The 20451-nt window shown below is 73.0% G+C and carries 15 protein-coding genes and 2 pseudogenes; 6 read left to right on the top strand and 11 right to left on the bottom strand.

Features of this window, described 5'->3' with window-relative positions; genetic code table 11:
- Positions 1-413: 413 nt before the first annotated feature.
- Positions 414-1760 carry an alpha/beta hydrolase gene (locus tag AB4039_RS13560; RefSeq protein WP_266839679.1) on the top strand — a complete coding sequence of 449 codons (1347 nt, stop codon included), beginning with the start codon at positions 414-416 and terminating at the stop codon, positions 1758-1760.
- A gap of 39 nt (positions 1761-1799) precedes the next feature.
- On the opposite strand, the gene AB4039_RS13555 is transcribed toward AB4039_RS13560, so the two are convergent.
- The 4 genes from AB4039_RS13555 to AB4039_RS13540 form a co-directional block, all read right to left on the bottom strand.
- Entirely contained in the window at positions 1800-2963 is a 1164-nt protein-coding gene (locus AB4039_RS13555; RefSeq protein ID WP_442270821.1) for a lipase family protein, read from the bottom strand.
- 325 nt (positions 2964-3288) lie between these two features.
- A complete protein-coding gene (locus AB4039_RS13550; protein WP_266839677.1) occupies positions 3289-3945 on the bottom strand; it encodes a hypothetical protein in 657 nt (218 codons plus the stop codon).
- Between the two features lie 136 nt (positions 3946-4081).
- Positions 4082-4738, bottom strand: coding sequence for a hypothetical protein (locus tag AB4039_RS13545; RefSeq protein ID WP_442270820.1), 657 nt, complete (start codon positions 4736-4738; stop codon positions 4082-4084).
- A 55-nt stretch (positions 4739-4793) separates the two neighbouring features.
- Positions 4794-5804, bottom strand: coding sequence for an AraC family transcriptional regulator (locus AB4039_RS13540; RefSeq protein ID WP_442270819.1), 1011 nt, complete (start codon positions 5802-5804; stop codon positions 4794-4796).
- Positions 5805-5936: 132 nt separating this feature from the next.
- Here AB4039_RS13540 and AB4039_RS13535 point away from each other — a divergent pair, with 132 nt between their 5' ends.
- Positions 5937-7754: an AMP-dependent synthetase/ligase gene (locus tag AB4039_RS13535; RefSeq protein WP_442270818.1), complete on the top strand. Its 1818-nt coding sequence runs from the start codon at positions 5937-5939 to the stop codon at positions 7752-7754.
- Here the strand turns inward: AB4039_RS13535 and AB4039_RS13530 are convergent.
- The 3 genes and pseudogenes from AB4039_RS13530 to AB4039_RS13520 all read right to left on the bottom strand — a co-directional run.
- Positions 7748-8073: pseudogene (locus tag AB4039_RS13530) on the bottom strand (transposase); the annotation flags it as partial. The gene AB4039_RS13535 and the pseudogene AB4039_RS13530 sit on opposite strands and share 7 nt — an antisense overlap.
- An 867-nt stretch (positions 8074-8940) precedes the next feature.
- Entirely contained in the window at positions 8941-9423 is a 483-nt protein-coding gene (locus tag AB4039_RS13525) for a hypothetical protein (protein ID WP_442270817.1), read from the bottom strand.
- Positions 9424-9848: 425 nt separating this feature from the next.
- A complete protein-coding gene (locus AB4039_RS13520; RefSeq protein ID WP_442270816.1) occupies positions 9849-11057 on the bottom strand; it encodes an aminotransferase-like domain-containing protein in 1209 nt (402 codons plus the stop codon).
- Positions 11058-11184: 127 nt separating this feature from the next.
- Here AB4039_RS13520 and AB4039_RS13515 point away from each other — a divergent pair, with 127 nt between their 5' ends.
- The gene (locus AB4039_RS13515) at positions 11185-12063 is read left to right on the top strand and encodes a hypothetical protein (protein ID WP_266839667.1); all 879 of its coding nucleotides are present in this window, start codon (positions 11185-11187) and stop codon (positions 12061-12063) included.
- A 153-nt stretch (positions 12064-12216) separates the two neighbouring features.
- Here the strand turns inward: AB4039_RS13515 and AB4039_RS13510 are convergent, their stop codons facing one another.
- From AB4039_RS13510 to AB4039_RS13500, 3 genes are all read right to left on the bottom strand, one after another.
- On the bottom strand, positions 12217-12414 hold the full coding sequence (locus AB4039_RS13510) for a DUF397 domain-containing protein (protein WP_266839666.1): 198 nt from the start codon (positions 12412-12414) through the stop codon (positions 12217-12219).
- Positions 12415-12658: 244 nt separating this feature from the next.
- On the bottom strand, positions 12659-13501 hold the full coding sequence (locus tag AB4039_RS13505; RefSeq protein ID WP_442270815.1) for a helix-turn-helix domain-containing protein: 843 nt from the start codon (positions 13499-13501) through the stop codon (positions 12659-12661).
- 187 nt (positions 13502-13688) lie between these two features.
- A complete protein-coding gene (locus AB4039_RS13500) occupies positions 13689-14432 on the bottom strand; it encodes a GOLPH3/VPS74 family protein (protein WP_030232012.1) in 744 nt (247 codons plus the stop codon).
- A gap of 317 nt (positions 14433-14749) precedes the next feature.
- Here AB4039_RS13500 and AB4039_RS13495 point away from each other — a divergent pair, with 317 nt between their 5' ends.
- The 3 genes from AB4039_RS13495 to AB4039_RS13485 all read left to right on the top strand — a co-directional run bounded on the left by AB4039_RS13495 (position 14750) and on the right by AB4039_RS13485 (position 19876).
- Entirely contained in the window at positions 14750-17611 is a 2862-nt protein-coding gene (locus AB4039_RS13495) for a hypothetical protein (protein ID WP_442270814.1), read from the top strand.
- Between the two features lie 111 nt (positions 17612-17722).
- Positions 17723-19570 carry an MFS transporter gene (locus AB4039_RS13490; RefSeq protein WP_442270813.1) on the top strand — a complete coding sequence of 616 codons (1848 nt, stop codon included), beginning with the start codon at positions 17723-17725 and terminating at the stop codon, positions 19568-19570.
- 99 nt (positions 19571-19669) lie between these two features.
- On the top strand, positions 19670-19876 hold the full coding sequence (locus AB4039_RS13485; protein ID WP_266839662.1) for a hypothetical protein: 207 nt from the start codon (positions 19670-19672) through the stop codon (positions 19874-19876).
- A 221-nt stretch (positions 19877-20097) separates the two neighbouring features.
- On the opposite strand, the pseudogene AB4039_RS13480 reads toward AB4039_RS13485, so the two are convergent.
- Positions 20098-20451: pseudogene (locus AB4039_RS13480) on the bottom strand (hypothetical protein); the annotation flags it as partial.

The raw sequence follows: 20451 nt of genomic DNA, 5'->3' as shown, positions 1-20451 counted from the left end.
TTAGGGTGAGCTGGGCTGACCGGTCCGGGGGATCACCCGAGGAGGGTGTCGTGCACCGTTCCCACCGCCGTACCCGCTCCCACGGCCCCGGCCGTTCCCATACCGACGCGCCCGGCCGTACCCGTAACGATGTGGCCGGCCGTGCCCGTACCGATGTGGCCGGCCGTGCCCGTAACGATGTGGCCGGGCGCCCGCCTGCCGACGCGCCCGGCCGCCTCCGTGCCCCCGTACGGGCCCGGCTGCGTACGCGCGGGGCCGCCGCGGTCTGTGCGGTCGTGCTGGCCTCCGCCCTCGGCGCGGGCCCCGGCCCCGGCTCCGGGAGCGGATCCGGCACCCCGTCCCCCGCCCCGGGGCCCATACGGTGGGGGGATTGCCCCGACAAGCCCGTGCCCGACGGCATGACGTGCGGGTCCGTGACCGTCCCCCTCGACCACGACGACCCCGCCAAGGGCACCATCCGGGTGGCCCTCGCCCGGATCCCGGCCACCGCCCCCGGCCGGCACCCCCTCGGCTCGCTGCTGCTGAACTTCGGCGGCCCCGGGGGACGCGGGACCGCCTCCCTCGCCGCCGACCCCGAGACCTTCGTGAAGCTCGGCGAGCGCTACGACCTCGTCACCTTCGACCCCCGCGGCGTCGGCCTCAGCGAACCCGTCTCCTGCGGCGGCTCCCAGGAGGTCGGCGACGGTGTCCCGGCCGACGCCGCCTCCCAGCTCGCCGCCCTGCGCGCCGTGGCCCGCCGCTGCGCCCTGCACTCCGGACCCGTGCTCCCGTACGTCGGCACCGTCCAGGTGGCCCGCGACATGGAGGCCATCCGCCGGGCGCTCGGCGACAAGAAGCTCAACTACCTCGGCTTCTCCTACGGCACCCGGCTCGGCGCCGTCTACGCCGCCCTGTTCCCGCACCGCACCGGCCGGATGGTCCTCGACGGGGTCGACACCCTCAGCGAACCCCTCGTCGAACAGGCCCTCGCCTCGGCGCGCGGCCGCCAGCGCGCCCTCGACCGTTTCCTCACCTGGTGCGCCCACCGTCCGGGCTGCGTCTACGGCACCAGCACCCGAACCGCCAAGGAACGGGTCGACCACCTCGTCGCGCGGCTCGACCGGAACCCGCTCGTCGGGGACGACGGCTCCTGGTTCACCGGACAGGACGCGGTCGACGCCATCGCCGGCGCCCTGTACGCGCCGGCCGCCTGGCCCGCCCTCGCCGACGCCCTCGCCCTGGCAGAGCGGCGGCACGACCCCGTCGGGCTGATGCAGCTCGGCGGCCCCACCGGCCCGTCGCCCGACGCGGGCGAAGGTCCCGCCACGGTCCCCGCCGACAACGCCGAGGCCGCCCTCACCGCCGTGAACTGCGCCGACGACCCCGACCGCAGCGACGACCGGGCCGGCCCGGCGGCCATCGAGCGGGAGATCCGGGACCTGGAGCCGGAGTTCCGCGCGGTGTCGGAGATCTTCGGGCCGGGCCAGCTGGGAACCGTACTGGCCTGCTACGGACGCCCCGCCGGCACCGACTTCATCCGCCGGATCGACCACCCCGGCGCCCCGCGCATGCTGCTCGTCGGCACCCGCGGCGACCCGGCGACCCCGTACGAGTGGACCGAGGAGACGGCCCGCCGGCTGGGCTCGGCCGTGATCGTGGACCACAAGGGCGACGGACACACCGGCTACGGGACCTCCGCCTGCGTACGCGGCCACGTGGACGCCTTCCTCACCGACGGCCGCCTCCCGCACGGAACGCGCGCCTGCCCCGCCGGGGAGTGACCCCCGGCGGGGCGGACGGCGGGTCCCGCCGCGCGGCGGCTAGCAGTTCGGGTGCGTGGCGCGACCCGCGAAGCGGTCCGCCATCCAGTTCCCGACCTCCGGGGAGCGGGTGATCACCCCGCTGACGTGCTCACCCACCCAGACGGTGTCCCACTGCACGTCCGCGCCCCTCGCGCACCACTCGGAGCGCAGCTGCCGGCCCACGGCGTACGGGATGAGCTCGTCGCCGAGCGCGTGGTACTGGTACACCGGCGCGGCCGGGGCCGTCCCGCCGAGCCGGCTCTGCTCCAGGCGGGCCCGCCAGTCCGGCTGCGCGAGCGGGTCGTGCGTGGTGAGGTCGGAGATCCGCTTGAAGGAGCCGGCGATCGCGTCGACGGCGACGCAGTTCTCCTTCATCCCTGCGACGAGGGCCCGGCCCTCCGGGTTGAGGTAGGAGTCGAGCCCCAGCTCCGGGAAGGCCGCGTCCTGCCCGGCCGCCGCCATGAAGATCAGGCCGGATCCGAAGGAGCCGTTGTCGGAGGCCGCCACCTTCATCAGGTCCGCCGGGACCCCGCCGGTCGCCGTGCCCTTCACCTTCAGCTCCGGGGCGTACGAGCCCTGCAGCTCGGCCGCCCAGCCACTGGCCTGCCCGCCCTGCGAGTAGCCGATGATCCCGACCGGGGCGTCCGCCCCCAGCCCGGCCTCCGGCAGCCGGATCGCGGCGCGGGCGGCGTCGAGGACGGCGTGGCCCGCCGAGGGGCCGACGGTGTAGGTGTGGACGCCCGGGGTGCCGAGGCCCTCGTAGTCGGTGACGACCACCGCCCAGCCGCGCAGGGTGTACTGCTGGATGAGGTTGGCCTCCATCGCGGTGCCGTTCGGCAGGTTCTCGCTCGGGGCGCAGGAGTCGCCCATGCCCACGGTGCCGACGGCGTAGGTGATCAGCGGGCGGGGGCCGGTGCGGCCGTCCTGCGGGACGATGACGGTGCCCGAGACCACGTTCGGGGCGCCGTCGGCGGTGGTCGAGCGGTAGTGGACCTTCCAGGCCTTGGTGCCGGTGGGCTGACCGGGCAGCGGATGGAAGGCGGACGGGGCGCTGGAGACGATGTCGCCGGGGCGGGCGGCGGCTCCGCCGTCGGCGGCCGTGGCGGTGGCGGCGGGGATCCAGGCCGAAACGGCCAGGGCGGCCACGGCGGCCAGGGCGGTGCCGGTGCTTCGGATGCGCATGGGCGGCTCTCCCGGGGGTCCGTGTGGGGGTGGGTGAAGCGAAGGTAGTGACCGACCGGTCGGGATGTGGCTGACCGGGCAGCTCACCTTTCCTGGCCCGGACTCCCACCCGCCTGACCGGGACGCGCACCCGCCTGACCCGGACTCCCACCCGCCTGACCGGGACGCGCACCCGCCTGCCCCGGAATCCCACCCGCCTGACCGGGACGCGCACCCGCCTGACCCGGAATCCCACCCGCCTGCCCCGGACTCCCACCCGCCCGCGCGGGACTCCCACCCGCCCGCGCCGCGCCTCGCCCGCGCCGCGCCGCGCCCGCGACGCCCCTCAGTCGCGCGTCGCGCCCGTGACCGGATCCGGCCCGAAGTGCCGGGCAGCCACGGAGGCGATGGCCGGCACCGGCCCGGATCCCGAGACGATCTTGTACGTGTGGACCAGGCAGGTGCGCACCCGATGGGTCCGGCCGCGCGGGATCCCGTAGAACTCCGCCTTCAGCGGCCGCTCCTGCGGGCTCGCCAAGGCGTAGCAGACGACCGTCGTGCGGGGGTCGTCCCACCAGAACCAGTCCTTGACCGCCGGGTTGGCGAAGTCCACACCGGCGAAGGCGACGGAGATGTCCTCGGTGCCGTACGGAGCCGTCCGCAGGGCCGCCGTCAGGCCGTCCATCGACTCCCCGCGCGCCAGCACCCGCGCCTCCTCGTGGGAGTCGCCCCAGGGCGGCGGGTCGTCGTCCACGTTCTCCGGGAAGGGTTCCCCGGTCCGCAGCACGGTGCCCGGCCCGGCCTCCCGGTTCCCGCTGGCCTCTCCGCTGACGCTGCCCCAGTTGAGGCTCGCGTTCGCGCACAGCCGGCCGGCGAGCAGCACCCAGGGCATCCGCACCACCCGCTCCCGCCCCAGGGCGAGCAGGAGCCGCCCGAAGTCCTCGCGCGGGAGCAGCAGCCCCGGCTCGGCGGGGGCGAAGAAGGCGTCGGTCCAGGTACCCATCGGGCCGTTGTACCGGGCGGGCCGACCGTGCGGCGAACGAATTCGGCGGTGGGCCCGCGCGGGCCCACCGGCCCACCGGCCCACCGGCCCACCGGCCCACCGGCGCGCTCGGCCGCGCGCGGAGCCGTGGCCGGGCCTACAGGAAGGGCAGGACGAAGTCGTAGCCCGCCACGCTGTGGGCGTCGCCCGCCGGGCAGCGGCCGTTGGTGGGATAGCCGTAGAAGTAGAGCCCGTAGCACTTGGGGCAGAACCGCCAGTCGCGCTGCGATTTCGCGGTCGCGGGGATGTCGTGCGGCAGGACGAAGTCGTACCCCGCCGCCGCGTGGGCGTTTCCGGCGGGACAGCGGCCGTTGTCCGGGTAGCCCCAGAAGAACATCCCGTAGCACTTCGTGCAGAAGCGCCAGTTGTGCTGGGCGGTCGGCGTCTCGGGGATGTCGTGCGGGATGTTGAAGTCGTAGCCGGCCGAGTCGTGGCCGCCGCCCGCCGGGCAGGCGCCGTCCGTGGGATAGCCGCGGAAGAACAGGCCGAAGCACTTGGTGCAGAACCGCCAGTTGTTCTGGTTCGCGCGGGCCGACGCGTACGCGGCGGGAGCCGTGGCCCCCACCGCCACGGCGGCGCCCAGACCCGCCGCCGCCAGGCCCAGCGCCCGGCCCAGTACGGCCCGCCGCCCCGGCGCCGGCCGCGCCCCGTCGTCCCGGCCCGTCAGGATGCCCATGAGTCCCACCTCTTCATCGGCGAATGCGTCGGCGAAGCCCGGCCGGGCGTTCGCCACGCCGAGTATTGGGGCGATCACTTTCCGTGGTCAACGGAGTGCGGGCGCACACCCCGCGGACCCGGCGCGCCCCGCACTACCCCCCGGACGCGATCCGGTACGCCCCCGGGGTGGTGCCCGTCCAGCGGCGGAAGGCGCGGTGGAAGGCGGTGTCCTCCGAGAAGCCGAGGCGGGCGGCGAGTTCGGCGATCGGCTCCCCGCTCTCGGCCAGCCCCGCGATCGCCGCGTCCCGCCGGACGTGGTCCTTGAGCTGCTGGAAGGAAGTCCCCTCCTCCCGGAGCCGGCGCCGCAGGGTGGCCGGAGACACCGCGAGGCGCGCCGCGACCTCCCCCAGCTCCGGAAGCCGCGGCGACTCACGCAGCCGCCGCGTCAGGCTCCGGCGCACCTGCTCCGCGACCGTGGTCCCGTACGCGGGGCGCGAGAGCAGGTCGAAGGGGGCCCGGCGCAGCATCGCGTCGAGCTCGGGCTCGTCCCGTACGAGGGGTGCGGTCAGCCAGTGCGCATCGAAGGCGGCGCCCGTCCGCCCGGCGCCGAAGCGGACCGGGCAGCCGAAGAGCGCGTCGTACTCGTCCGCGTGCGGCGGCGCCGGATACGCGAAGGCCGCGTGCGCGAGGGGGATCCGGCGCCCCACCAGCCAGCTGCTGAGCCGGTGCCAGATCGCGAGCACGCACTCGGTGAGGAACCGCTCCTCGTCACCCTCGAAGTCCTCGCGCACCGTGAACCGGGCCTGCCCGTCCTCCACTTCCAGCGCCAGCTCCGGCCCGCCCGGGAACAGCCCGTAGAAGACCGCGGCCCGCTCCACCGCCGCCCCCAGGTCCCGGGAGCCCAGGCAGGCGTGGCACATCATCGCGAAGGTCCCCGGCCGGCTCGGCACGGTGGACAGGCCCAGGAACTCGTCCTGAGTGGTGCGGTACAGGGCCCGGAAGAGGCGCGCGAACTGCGCCGGCGTGATCCGCGCCCGGTCGTCGCCGAGCAGCAGCGGCGGGATCTGCGCCTCCTGGAGCAGCGGCACCAGGTCGAAGCCGCCGCGCCGCGCCCCCGCGAGCACGGCGCGCACGTGGTGCACGGTGACCGTCGGCCTCCCCATGGCTTCGACGGTAACCCCGATGAGCGCTGGGGTCAGCGGTGGTGACGCTTCCGGTCCTGCCGCAGCGGGTGCGGCGGTGCCTAGCGTCGAGGGGCGGGGGTCACCTGTCACCTGTCACCGGGAGGGCAAGAGATGGACGGTCGGCCGGACACGCTGGCGGAGTTCACCCAGTGGACCGAGGAGCGGTACGGGCCCACGCCCGCGCTCCGCTTCCGCACGGGGCCGGGGGAGGGGGAACCCGGGTGGCGGACCCGGAGCTACGCCGAACTCGCCGCGGAGGTCCGGACGGTGGGCCGGCGCCTGCTCGGCCTCGGCGTAGCGGCCGGGGAACGGGTCGCGGTCCTCGCCGAGACCCGGCCCGAGTGGACGTACGCCCACTTCGGGATCCTCGCGGCGGGCGCGGTGCTCGTGCCGGTGTACCCGACGGCGGGGGAGGAGGAACTGGCGTGGGTGCTCTCGGACTCCGAGACGGTGGTGGCCGTCTGCGAGGACGCCGTCCAGGCGGCCCGGATCGAGGCGCTGCGCCCCAAACTGCCTGCGCTGCGCGCGGTCTTGCGGATGGACGTTCCCCAGGGGCCGCCGCTCGCACCCGAGTCGGCGCTCGCCGCCCGGGCCGCCTCGGTCACCCGCGACGCCGACGCCTCCGTCGTCTACACCTCCGGAACGACGGGCCTGCCCAAGGGCTGCCGGCTCACCCACGGCAACCTCGGGGCCGTCCAGGACTCCACGCTCCCGCTGATCCGGGGCGGACCGGGGGACTCCACGTACCTGTACCTGCCACTGGCGCACCTGCTGGCGCAGCTCATCCAGTTCACCACCCTGCTCCGGGGCGGGGAGCTCTGCTACTTCGGGGGCCGGGTGGAGGACGTGGTCGCGGAGCTCGCGCAGGCCCGGCCCACCCACCTGCCTTCCGTGCCGCGCCTGTTCGAGAAGGTGCACGCGGTGGTGCTGGCCCTGGCCGAGGGGACCGAGCGCGGCCGGGAGCGGTTCGAGGAGGCCGTACGGCTGGGGGTGCTGGCGGCCGACGGCCGGCTCCCCGACGCCGCCCGGGAGGCGTACGCGGCGGCGGAGCGGTCCCTCTACGCCCCGGTCCGGGCCGCCTTCGGGGGCCGGCTGGAGTGGGCGCTGACCGGCGGCGCCCCGATCGCCCCCGCCACCCTCGACTTCCTGCGGGCCTGCGGCATCCGGGTCTTCGAGGGCTACGGGATGACCGAGTCCGGCGGGGTGATCAGCCTCAACCACCCCGGCGCCGTCCGCCCCGGAACGGTCGGCCGTCCGGTCGCCGGCTGTGAGGTCCGCATCGCCGCGGACGGGGAGGTGCTGGCCCGCGGCCCGATGGTGTTCCCCGGCTACCACGGCGACCCCGCCGCGACGGCGCGGGTGCTCGACGCCGACGGCTGGCTGCACACCGGGGACCTCGGCCGGCTCGACGGGGACGGCTTCCTGACGATCACCGGCCGCAAGAAGGAGCTGATCATCACCTCGGCCGGCAAGAACATCACCCCGACCGAGGTGGAGTTCGCCGTCCGCAACGCCTCCCCCCTCGTCTCCCGGGCCGTCCTCGTCGGCGACCGGCGGCCCCACCCGGTGGCCCTGATCACCCTGGACGGGGCCGAGGTCGCCGCCTGGGCGGCCCGGCGGTCCCTCGACCTCGGTGCGTCCCCCGCCGCCCACCCGGCGGTGCGCGCCCTGGTCGCCGAGGCCGTCGCCACCGCCAACGCCACCGTCTCCCGGCCGGCGCGGATCCGGGCCTTCCGGGTGCTGGACGGGGAGCTCTCGGTCGCCGACGGCACGCTGACCCCGACCCTGAAACTGCGCCGCCGGGCGGTGGCCGAACGCTACGCCGCCGAGATCGAGGCCCTGTACGCCGCCGGCCCCGGCCCGATCGACCGGCCGGCGGACCGGCCGGCGGACCGGCCGGCGGACGAGGGCCAGGTCGACTGCTTGTAGGCCTCACGGTCGAAGGCCGGCGGTCGCCCGCCGAGCCGGGCGAACCTCTTGCGGTGGGCAGCCTGGTCGGCGGGTTGCTGGATCACCGCCCGGATTCCGCGCCGCCGCAGATGATGTCGGATCGCCCGGGACGAGTAGGCCCTGTCAGCCAGGCCTCATCCGGCGTGACCCTGGGGCGGCTGATCAGCCTGGGCACCCGCAGGCGGGCCATGACCTGCTCGAATGCGGGTGCGTCACCAGCCTGTCCCGGCGTGATGACGACCGCGAGGGGCTGGCACCGGCCGTCCGCGACGAAGTGGATCTTGGAGGTCGGTTCTCCCGGGAGCACCCGCGATCCCGGCTTGGCCGAAGCCATGGACCGGGCGACCGCCACCCCCGGCACCCGCGCACTCGGGATGCGATTCAACGGGATGCCGGGCATGGTGGAAGAGAGGCATGTGCTGCCCTCCAGCTGGCTTGAGATGGTGTCGCCCTGGGGCCTTGCTGGTCGTGGCGGTAATCGGCGGATGCGCAGCTATCAGGCCATCAAGGGCGAGCCGGACAGCAACACAGCGCCGCACCGCCTCTAGGCAACAGACAGAGAAGAAGGTGCCACTGCCGCGGAAGTACGGCGTACCGGGCGCACTGGGAAATCCCGCTTTCGAAGGCCCCGTCAACTTCCCGCGCAACACCAACAGCCGCTCTTCAAAGCGGGCGCCGAGTAGCTCTAGTGCTACTTGAACCTGGCAATGCGGGGTGGAGAGTTCCCGGCGAAGGCACCCGGGTGCTGAGGCTCAGGCCAGACGAGTTCCAGCCGAGCAGGCTTTGTCGTCGACTGCCTGAAGGGGCCTCAATCGCTGTCCTACCTACCGGTTGTGTGATGGCGCAGTGTCGAGAGGAGAAGTCCGTGAAAGGCAAGATCATATTGAGTGTCGCCGTGATAGTCGCGCTAGGCGGCGGAACGGCTGGAGCCGTCACCTCAGCTTCCGCCGCTTCCAACCCGAAGTGCCGTGTGAACGGAAGCACTCTGACGGGAGAGAATTTCGCTGCCAGTCAGACGTTCACCGTCTCGCCTGGCGGAAAAACTGTGCGCTCCACTTCTGGCGGTCGCATCGGCCCGATCACCGTTACGGGCCAGGGCCCGTTCTCCGTAGGTTCTGTGGTCTGCATCGGCCCTGCAGCGTCCTCGGCAAAGGCAGCCGCTGCCCTACAGGCAGGACAGGCTGCAGCGCAAGCGGCGGTGCAGAGAGGTGCCCCCCCGCAGGTGGTGAAGGCAGAGGCCAAAGCAGCGACCGAAGCCGCGGGTAAGCGCCTCGGCATTGCGCAACCGGTCATAATTCAAATCATCAATCAAATTACCCAGCAGCAGCAACAACAGCAGCAGCAGAACCCGCAGCAGAACCCGCAGCAACAGCAACAGCAGCAGCAACAGCAACAACAGCAGCAGCAGCAACAGCAACAACAGCAGCAACAGCAACAGCAACAGCAGCAGCAACAGCAACAGCAACAGCAACAGCAACAGCAGCAGCAGAACCCGCAACAGCAGCAACAGCAACAGCAGCAGCAACAGCAACAACAACAGCAGCAACAACAACAGCAGCAGCAACAGCAGCAGCAACAGCAGCAACAGCAACAGCAACAGCAACAACAAGAGAAGCAGCAGCAGCAACAGCAACAACAGCAGCAGCAATAACCACGCGGCAGTTGGGCGGCGGGGCGACAGAGTTCTGCAGACGCGGAAGATCTTGTTTAGCCCCGCTACTCCACCGCGCGGCTTTGCGCGAGGTTGCGGTGGGGACACCTGCTGGCGGCGCCCGCAGAAGCTGACGGCTGGTCGTCCGCTGCGGTGTCGGCAGTGGTAGGGGGAGGTAGCCACAAGGGGCGAGCTGACGGCTGAACGGCAGAGTTCCGCGAGGAGTTACCGCTCCAGACGGCCGAGGCCGGCGCTCGTCGAGAGGCGCAACCGCCTCCGTGTACGCCTCGCAGGCACTCGGCCACTCGGACATCCACAGGTCCGCTGCGGCGGTGAGGTCCTCATGGGCCAGCCCGACGGCGGAGTCCGCGTACGCCACACCGCATCAGCCGCGTCAACGACGCTGCGGTCAGTGCACCTGGCTATCCCAGGGCCCGGCCCAGCCGGGCGAGGCCCTCTGCGATCTCCGCCGGGGTGTGCGTGGTGAACGACAGGCGCAGCGTGCGCGGGTCGGGGGTGCCCGTGAAGAAGGGTGCCCCCGGGACGTACGCCACGTCGTGGGCCACCGCCGACTTGAGCAGGGCGCCCGCGTCGTACCCCTCGGGGAGCCGCGCCCACACGAACATGCCGCCCTCGGGACGGTTCCACTCCGAGCCCTCCGGGAGCGCCCCGCCCAGTCCGGCGAGGAGGGCGTCCCGGCGTGCCCGGTAGGCCTCGCGGACCCGGGCGACGTGGGCGTCGAGGTCGGCGGCGCCGAGGTAGTGGGCGGCGGCCAGCTGATCCACCGTCGAGGTGTGCAGGTCGGCGGCCTGCTTCGCGACCACCGCCGCGCGCCGCAGCGCGCCGGGGGCGCGCAGCCAGCCCAGGCGCAGCCCCGGTGCCATCACCTTGGAGAAGCTGCCGAGCAGGGCGGTGCGGTCCTCGGCGCCCGGGTGGGCGGCGATCCAGGGCTGGTGGTCGCCCTCGTAGCGGAGGTCCCCGTACGGATCGTCCTCGACGAGCCACAGCCCGAGGCGGGCCGCGGTCCGGGCCACCTCGACGCGGCGCCCGCCCGGCAGGGTGCGCCCGGTCGGGTTCTGGAAGGTGGGGACGGTGTAGAGGAGCTTCGGGCGTTCCCGGGCGGTGAGTTCGGCCAGGGCGTCGGGCAGCAGGCCCCGCTCGTCGCAGGGCACGGGTATCACCCGGGCTCCCGCGAGGCCGAAGCACTGGAGGGCCGCGAGGTAGGTGGGGTTCTCGACGAGGACGGTGTCGCCCGGCTCCAGGAGGGTGGCGGCGATCAGGGTGAGGGCCTGCTGGGAGCCGGTGGTGACCAGGACCTCGTCGGCGGTGGTGGGCAGGCCCCGGGCACGGGCCCGCGCGGCGACGGCCTCGCGCAGTTCCGGGGCGCCCTCGGTGGTGGAGTACTGGAGCGCGCGGGCGGCGGCGGCCCCGGTGAGGGCGGCGTCGTAGGCGGCCCGCAGGCCGGCGGTGTCGAAGAGTTCGGGCGCGGGCAGTCCCCCGGCGAAGGAGATCACTCCGGGGCGTTCGGTGAGCGCGAGGATCTCCCGCACGGGCGAGCCGCCCACGGAGGCGGCGCGGGCGGCGAAGGGCGGGAGCGGGGCGGCGGCCGGGGCGGGGGAGTCGAGGGGCATGGGGGCTCCTTCGGGTGGCGGATGCCGCGCAGCCTAGCGGCGGAAGGTGTAGACGGCACCTACTGTCCACCGGCTGAACCGCGCCCGACCCCTCCCCAACTGACGCATCATCAGCTAGACCGGTGCCATGACGACCAGAGACGATCGGGAACGGCCGGACCGGGGGCCGGAGCCCGTGGACACCCGGGCCGGGGACTACGCGGAGCTGGCGGCCGTGGGCCCGTACGGGGTCCGCCCCGGCCACGCCCTCATCACCATGGTGGAACCCCACCCGGGCCACGAGTACGCGTACAACCGCTGGTACGAGGACGACCACTACTACGCCGGCGCCATGGCCATGCCCTGGATGTACGCCGGCCGCCGCTGGGTCGCCACCCGCGACCTCCAGGAACTGCGCTACCCGGAGAAGTCGGCGGTCGCCCAGCCCGTCACCGCCGGCTGCTACCTCTCCACGTACTGGGTGACCGAGGGCCGCTACGACGAGCACATGAAGTGGACCGTCGGCATCAACAAGCGCCTCAACCGGGACGGCCGGGTCCACCAGGACCGCACCCACGTCTTCACGGCCTTCCAGGACCACGAGGCGACCGTCTACCGCGACGGGGCCGCCGGACCCCGCGACTTCCACGCCCTCGACCACCCGTACGCCGGGCTCGTGCTCCAGGTCGTCGACGCCGAGGACCCCGGCCGGCGGGCGGAGCTGCTGGAACGTTTGCGCTCCCGGGACCTGCCGCGACGGCTGAACGGCTCGCAGGCGGCGATGGTGACCGTCTTCCGGCCGACGCCGCTGCCCGGCGACCGGATGACCTATGTGAAGCAGGTCGAGGGGGTCGACACCCGGCTCACCCTGCTGTGGTTCCTCGAAGCCGACCCGCGCACCTGCTGGGACCGCTTCCAGGGGCTGGACGCGGAGGTCGCGGAATCGGGGCTGGGGCGGGTGGAACTGGTCGCGCCGTTCATCCCGACGGTGCCGGGAACCGACCGCTACGTGGACCTGCTGCGCTGAGGTCCCGGACATGACCGAGCCCCCTCGGCCAGGACGGCGGGCCGGTCGAGGGGGCTTTGGTCGGCATTGCCGGACCGGCCGTGGGATCCGGCGCCGGCCCCGGTATCGGACCTGGCATCGGACAGGGCGCTTCGGTGTTCAGGCGAGGCGCCCTTACCGGCCCGCGACGACGTCGGTGACGAAGGAGGTCCAGGAGGCCGGCGCGAAGGTGAGGGACGGGCCGTCCTGCACCTTGGAGTCGCGGACCGCGATCGCTTCCACGGCCGGGGACTTGACCTCGACGCAGGCGCCGTTTCCGCCGGAGTAGGAGGACTTGGTCCAGTTTTCCGTGGCGCCCTGACGAATTGCCATGTTTCTCTCCGGTTCAGCGAGTAGTTCCGGTTGCGTGCCGGTCAATTCCCTGACCGACGTGATCGACGCTACCGGCACCTCCCGACGCCTGACCGAGGCATTCACTCGACCGGGTGGCATATTCCGGTCAGGCCTTTTCCGGCCGGGGACCGACGGTGTACCGTACCGGCCCCCCTCGCCGCATCAGGCCATCAGGCCATCAGGCCATCAGGCCATCAGGGCCTCAGGTCATCAGGTCATCAGGTCACTTTCCCGTCTTGCCCGCGTAGTGGTCGATGATCTCGCCGATGAACTGCCTGGTCTGGTCCACATTGAGGGCCTGGGCCCGCAGGTGCTCGTACATCACGCTGTATTTCTGAACGTCGTTGGCCTTCTCCAGGTACAAATCGCTCGTGACGCCCTCGATGTAGACGACCGTCGAGTCGGATGCGTCCGGAAATTCCAGAATGGCGTACTGCCCGTTCACCCCGGGGTGCGCGCCCATCGAGAACGGCATCACCTGCACCGTGATGTACGGCTGCTGCGACTGCTCTATCAGGTACTCCAGCTGCCGGATCATCAACTGCGGATCGCCCACGTGCCGGCGCAGCGCCGCCTCGTCGATGACCGCCCACAGGCGCAGCGGCCCGACGTCGGGATTGTTGTTGTCCGTCTCCGAGAGCCGCTTCTGGCGGTGCATGCGGACCTGGACGCGCTTGTCCACGTCGGCGGGCGCCGTCTCCGGCAGTGCCCCGCGGATGAGGGCCTGGGCGTACTCCGGGGTCTGGAGCAGGCCGGGGACCATCTGAGGTTCGTAGGTGCGCAGGCTGGCCGCGTCGGTCTCCAGCCCGATGTAGACGCTGTACGGGATGTCCCCGAAGGCGTGCCACCAGCCCTGCTGGCGGGAGTCCTTGGCCATCTGCATGAGCGAGTCCACCAGCCGGGCGTCCTCGACCTCGTACACCTCGCACAGGTCGCGGACGTCACGCTGGCTGATGGACCGGCGGCCGTTCTCCAACCGGCTGATCTTCGACTGGGAGACGAGGAGGCGTTCGGCGACCTGTTCGGCCGTCATGCCCTTGTCCTCGCGAAGCTTGCGCAATTCCATGCCCAGTCGGCGGCGTCGGACGGTGGGAGGCGTGACCGGTGAGCCGGTCACGCCACCCCGCGTGCGGGCGGCTTCCGCGCCGGTCCTTGGGGGACCTCCGGTCGCGGCGATCTGTGCCCCGTTCGGCGGATCAAGGGGTGTCACGGGGCCTGTGCGTGCTGCCTGTACGGGTGTTGCGGGTCCGTCCCTAGTGCGCTGCCGCCCGTGCCATCGCACCCGTCCGGCGCGGCTGCAGCGGCACACCGCTGCTCGCCGTGGCCCGGGCGGCGGGCGGCTGGGCCGGAGCCCGGTCGCGGCGCGGCTGGGCGGCCACGCCGTTCTGGACGTCCATCACGGCGTGCGCTACGAGACCGCCCATCGGGTCGTGCCGGATCAGGTCCCGCAGCCGGGACCGTGACGACCGCCCCTCGTTGCCGGGGTACAGGTGCTTGCCGAGTCCGACCGCGTGGGCCAGTGCGGCGAGCGCCGCGGTCCGCGGGTCCGGCGGTACACCGGTGCGGATCGCACTGTCGAGCCGGGCACGGATCTCCCGGCTGATCGCCGTGTCGGTCGCCTGGTAGCGAGTCGTCGGCAACACCCCGCACATCTGTCCCGCGACGGCATGCACCATGCCGCAGCGCTCCAGGTGGGCGAGGTAAATCTGGCGGAGCCCCAGCCGGGGTCCGCCGATCCAGTGGACGGCCCGGACCGGGCTGCCGCGCCTGCGCAGCAGTTCCAGTGCGGAGTCCAAAGTCGGATCTCCTGTCGGCCGTGGCATCACCACGGCGATACGATCCCCGTCAGGGGCTATCCGTCCTGCCAGAGCCAGCTCCACTAGCTGTGCCCCGGCCAGGCCGAGGTCGAGCGACTGCGGCTGCGCCGTGGTTCCCGTGGCCGGGTCCAAGGCGAGCAGCAGAAGCTCCTCTGGAATTGTTCTGCGGCTCCTGCCCATCCATGCCTCCCCGCGTGGATGAGTGACAGGGTGACGCCTCTCACATTCATCTGTCGAGAGCGCCTGGCCGCTTTGCGGGGGAACCTGCAGCTATGTCGTTCTCGTCTAGCACGGGGGCGATGCCCCCTAGACGGGACACTGTTAGACGGTTCGGACAGCGACCGGACGGCGATCGAGGAGGAACGGTGGCGGGCGAGTCCCCCGACAAGTCGGTAGATGAAGGAACGTCGGGAACGGCGAAGTCCTCCTCCGCGGAACAGGACCCGAGGCTTTCGGTCTTTCAGCCGCCGCCGCGGCGCGACGCGCTGAAGGAGGCCGTGGCCGCATGGGTCGCGACCGCCGAGCCGACGGGACCGGCGGACCGGACCGCCGACGCGGACACGGACGCGGACACGGACGCGGACACGGACGGTGACGTGGGCAGCGACACGGACGGCGACGGCGGCGAGGGTACGGAATCGGACTCGGGCTCGGGCTCGGGCTCGGACTCGGCCGCCGGGACCGGCGGCGCGGGCAAGGCGGCCACCGCTTCGGAGCCGTCCCCCGGTCGGGCGGACCCCGAGAAGCCGGCCACGCCCGGCGTGGTCCGCCAGGGCTCGGCTCCCTCGGAGACCTCCGACGGCCCGAAGGAGCCGTCCACGGACGTGCGGACCACCGCCTTCGGGGCCGTCGTGCCCGATTCCGGTTCGGCGCGGGACAAGAAGCCCGCCGCTGAGCCCGAGAAGGGTGACGGCGAGCGCACGGCCGTCTTCCGTACCGTGAAGGCGGATTCCACTTCGACCGAGGACAAGAAGCCCGCGCAGGACCCGCGCGGCGGAGAGCCGAAGAAGCCCGCCGACGGGCCCGGGAAGGGCGACGGGGAGCGCACGGCCGTCTTCCGTACGGTGAAGCCGGGTTCTTCCTCCGCGGAGGAAGAGAAGCCGGCGCGCGATCCGCGCGGTGCGGAACCGAAGAAGCCGTCCGCGGACGTGCGGACCACCGCCTTCGGCGTCGTCGTGCCCGATTCCGGTTCGGGGCAGGACAGGAAGCCCGCCGCTGAGCCCGAGAAGGGTGACGGCGAGCGCACGGCCGTCTTCCGCACGGTGAAGCCGGGTTCCGCTCCGGCGGAGGACAAGAACCCCGCGCAGGACCCGCGCGGGGCCGGGAAGGCCGACGGGCCGGCCGACGGCAAGAGCGAGCGCACGGCCGTCTTCCGGGCCGTGAAGCCGGGATCCGCTCCGGCCGACGAGCCGAAGAAGCCGTCCGCGGACGTGCGCACCACCGCCTTCGGCGTCGTCGCGCCCGGTTCCGGTTCCGGCTCCGGTTCCGTGGAGGACAAGAAGCCCGCGCAGGACCCGCGCGGGGCCAAGCAGGCCGACGCGGAGAAGGCCGACAAGGCCAACGCGGAGAAGGCTGACAAGGCGGCCCCCGCGGACGCGGCGGACAAGGGCGGGAAGCCCGCCGCCGCCGACAGCGAGCGCACCGCCGTCTTCCGCACGGTGAAGCCGGGCTCCGGCTCCGGTTCCGTGGAGGACAAGAAGCCCGCGCAGGACGCCCGCGGGGCCGAGCCGGCCGATGCCGAGAAGGCCGCCGGGTCGGGCAAGGCGCTCGACGGCGACAGCGAGCGCACGGCCGTCTTCCGGGCCGTCAAGCCGGGCTCCGCCCCGGCCGGTGAGAAGAAGCCGGCGGACGCGGAGAAGGGCGGGGCGCGGTCCAGCACCTTCGTGCCGCTGCGCGGAGACGAGCAGCCGGCCCCGCCGAAGCCCGCCCCCGCGACGCCGAAGCCCGCGACGCCCGCTCCCGCGACGCCGAAGCCCGCCCCCGCCGCCCCCAAGCCGTTCTCGACGCCCCCGGCCCCGCCGGCGGCGGCCGGCCGGCTGGACTCCAGCGAGCGCACCACCCAGCAGCCGCTGCCCCCGCGGCCGCCGCTCGACATGCTGGCGGACCTCACCAACAACCCGCCCCCGCCGCCGAGCCCCATGCGCACCGCGGTCCGGCGGTTCAAGATCTACGCGCCGATCGTGCTGCTCCTGGCCATCGTGCTCGCCGTCGTGCAGATGGTGCGCCCGCTGCCCGCGCCGAAGCTGGCGATGACCGCGAAGGCCTCGTACACCTTCCCGGGCGGGCAGCCCGAGCTGCCCTGGCCCACCGAGGGGCAGGCCTCCATGGCCGCCGCCGGCCTCGGCACCATCGGCTCGTCCGGTGAGCAGAAGCCGGTGCCGATCGCCAGTGTCACCAAGTCGATGACGGCGTACATCATCCTGCGCGACCACCCCTTCAAGAAGGGTGAGAAGGGCGCGATGATCGACGTCGACAAGACCGCCGAGACCGAGGGCCAGAAGGACAAGTCGGACAACGAGTCCACCCTCAACACGGTCAAGGAGGGCGACAAGATCTCGGAGTACGACGCGATCGCCGCCCTCATGATCCCGTCGGCCAACAACATCGCGCGGCTGCTCGCGCGCTGGGACTCCGGTTCCCAGGAGGCGTTCGTCAAGAAGATGAACGACACCGCCAAGGAACTCGGCATGACGAACACCACCTACACCGACCCCTCGGGCCTGGACGCGACCACGGTCAGCACCGCCGAGGACCAGGTGAAGCTGGGTCTGAAGATCGTCGAGATCCCGGCGCTGGTGGACATCACCCGCATGCCCAGCTGGACCGACCCGACCGGCAAGCCGTGGCCCAACTGGAACCGTCTGGTCCCGTTCAACGACTCCCTCGGCATCAAGACCGGTACGACGACCAAGGCGGGCGGAAACCTCCTCTTCGCCGCGCAGAAGAAGGTCGGCGACACCAACCAGCTGATCGTCGGCGCCGTCCTCGGCCAGCACAAGCCGCCGATCATCGACAGCGTCATCGGCGCGAGCCGGACGCTGCTGATCGCCACCCAGAAGACCATCGAGGGCGCGCCCGTCGTGAAGAAGGGCGATGTCGTCGGGTACGTGGACGACGGCCTCGGCGGCCGGACGCCGGTCGTGGCCACCGCCGACGTCCAGGCGGTCGGCTGGCCCGCGCTGACCGTGAACCTCAAGCTCGGCGACGGCGGCACCAGGATCCCGGAGACGGCCAAGGCCGGAACCCAGGTCGGCGTGCTGACCGTCGGCGAGGGGGCCAGCCAGGTGAAGGTGCCCGTGGCGCTCCAGCGGGAGCTGGTCGCGCCGGGTGCCGGCAGCAAGCTGACCCGTATCGGCTGATCCGATCGCAGGTGCGTCGCCGCGGCGCCCCGGGCAACCCCGGGGCCGCCGCGGCGCGTCTAGGGTGCCGGGGCGGGACTCACGTGTCGTGTCGGGGAGAGAGCGTCGGTTGTGACCACCGCTGAGCAGCATGAGCAGGGACAGGAGCCCGCCGGGGCGTCCCCCGGGCCGGGCGGCCCGGGCGCCGGGCTGCTCGCACGGGCGCACCGGCATCCGGTGGCCGTGGCCGTCGCCGTGGCCGCCGTCCTGCACGTGGTGTGGTTCTTCAGCTTCGCCAACAGCGGCGGGGACCTGGCGGCACAGGACGCGTGGGCGGAGTTCGTCGGCCGGCACCCCGACACCGCGTACAACCTCGCCTGGTACGGGGGCATGCACCCGGTCTCGTACAGCGTCGTGTCCCCGTACGTCATGCACATGATCGGCGTCCGGACCACGATGATGATCGCCGGCACCTGTGCGGCGGGGCTCCTCGCGCTCATCCTGACCCGTTGCCGCGGCGCCGTCCGCCGCCCCCTGTGGCCGGCCCTGGCCGGGGTCTACGGGCTGCTGTGCAACGCCCTGTCGGGCCGGGTCACCTTCGGGCTCGGGGTGCTGTTCGCGCTCGGGGCCGTCGCCGCCGTCTTCTGCTGGCCCCGCAAATGGGCCCGGCGGCGCTGGGCCAAAGCCGCCGTCGCCGCGCCGCTCGCCGGGCTGGCGACCGCGGCGAGTCCGGTCGCGGGGCTGTTCCTCGGGGTGATCGCGGCCGCGCTCTTCCTGAGCGGGCGGCGGCCGGGCGCGTACGCCCTGGGGCTGGCCCCGGTGGCCGTCGTGGGGCTGTCGGCCTGGCTGTTCCCCTTCTCCGGTACGCAGCCGATGAAGCTGGGCTCGGCCTGGCTGCCGTTCCTCTTCGGCCTGTCCCTGGTCTTCTTGGTGCCCAAGGGGTGGAAGACGGTCCGGATCGCCTCGGCCGTCTACACCTTCGGGGTGTTCCTGACCTGGGCGATCGACTCCCAGGTCGGCTCGAACGTGACCCGGCTGGTCATGCTCTTCGGCGGGGCGGTGCTGCTCGCCGCCCTCCCGTACGCCGCCCCGCGCTCGCGGCGCCGGTACGCGGTGCTGGCGGCCTTCGTGGGGCTGACCGCCTGGATCACCACCAACAGCGTCACCGACATCGTCCGCACCACCCCCGTGGCCGCCTGGAACCGGGAGCTGGCCCCGCTGATCGACCGGCTCGGCAAGGCGGGCGCCGACCGGGGCCGGGTCGAGGTGGTCCCCGCCAGCAGCCACCGCGAATCCTCGGCCTTCCCCGCGTACGTCAACCTCGCGCGCGGCTGGAACCGGCAGGCGGACCTGGAGCGCAACCCGCTCTTCTACGACGGCACCCTCACCGCCGACGGCTACCGGGCCTGGCTGCGGCGCTGGGCCGTGCACTACGTGGTGCTGCCCGCCGACAAACCCGACTCGGGCGGGGAAGCCGAGGCGAAGCTCGTGCGCGCGGGACTCCCGTACCTCCGTGAGGTGTGGGGCGACGAGAACTGGCGGCTGTTCCAGGTGTCCGGCCCGACGGACCTGGTGTCCGGACCGGCCACCGTGGTGCGGGCGGGCGCCGATCAGCTGGTCATCGACGTCAAGGCCCCCGGCCGGGTCCTCGTGCGGATCCCCCACTCGCCCTGGCTGGGCCTGGTGGACGCGGCGGGCAAGGCGGTCGAGCCCCCGCAGGAGACCCCCGCGTCCAAGGCCCGGGGCGCCGCCGCCGCCGGGACGGGCGCGCCGCCCAAGGAGTACGCCAACACGTCCGGGTGCCTCTTCAAGGCGGCCCCCGACGCCGCCGGGGACACCTGGACGGAGCTGCTGGCGCCGGCGCCGGGGGAGTACCGGGTGGCGGCGAAGTACCAGCTCCCGCGGGGTACGCCCTGCCCGGAGGAGCTGATCCGGGCCACCGTGGGCACCCCGAAGCGGCCGGCCGCGCCACGGCCTTGATCCAGCATTCTTTACGCATGGTCCGGGTGCATTGGTCCGTATATCTGCATAGGATCCCAGTAGTCCGATTGGGTGCTTCCCGAGGGAGTTGACGACGGGATGAGCAAAGAGCAGAAGCAGGGCGTCCAGGCGGCGATCGCGAAGGCGTCGGAACGCCCCCAGCTGCCCCACACGCAGGGTGGTCACGGCTTCGAGGGTCCGGTCCGGACCAAGGTCAAGGGAGGCGCCCACACCAAGGCGTCCCTGAAGCGGGCCGGCACTCCCCAGGGTGACCGGATCGGCGAACGCAGCAGAGGCCTCAGCTGACCGGCGCGGCCTGACGCGCTCCCTGCCCCGGTCATGACGCACTTCGCCCTCCCGGCCCGGCCGGGAGGGCTTCCGTCCCTCTCGGGCCAGGGCCTTCGCTCCCCCACCCGGGCCGTAACGGCTTGGCGGGCGACCGTCCGGACGACGGTTGCGTCGCCGACGGAACACCGGAACGCGACCTCCTTAGCGTCCCCGTCCCCGCCGGCCCGCCCGCCGTCCGCCTAGTCCAGACCCTCCTCTCCCTCCTCTCCGTCCTCCTCGTGCAGGTCCTCGTGCAGGTCCTCGGTCCGCCGCCGCAGGTTCTCGATGTCGGCGCTGAGGCTGACCAGGATCCGGTTCAGCTCTTCGAGGCCGGGCAGCGGGATCACCGGGGTGTGGGCGCCCACCTCGGGCTCCAGCAGTTTGAGCCGCTCCAGCGCGTCGTGGGCGGCCGAGAGGCACGTGCGCAGGACGTTGCGGTCGTCGGCCGCCCGCTGGCTCGCGGGCCGGCCGTCCACGCCCGCGGGCGCCAGGAAGACGGCCGCGGCGCCCGGCCCGCCGGCCCCGTCCGCCGGGCCCTGCGGCGACCCGGTGGT

Source organism: Streptomyces sp. M-16 (assembly GCF_052114405.1).
Taxonomy (GTDB): domain Bacteria; phylum Actinomycetota; class Actinomycetes; order Streptomycetales; family Streptomycetaceae; genus Streptomyces.
The sequence above is the reverse complement of the archived record's forward strand: the minus strand, read 5'-3'. Positions and strand labels throughout refer to the sequence as shown.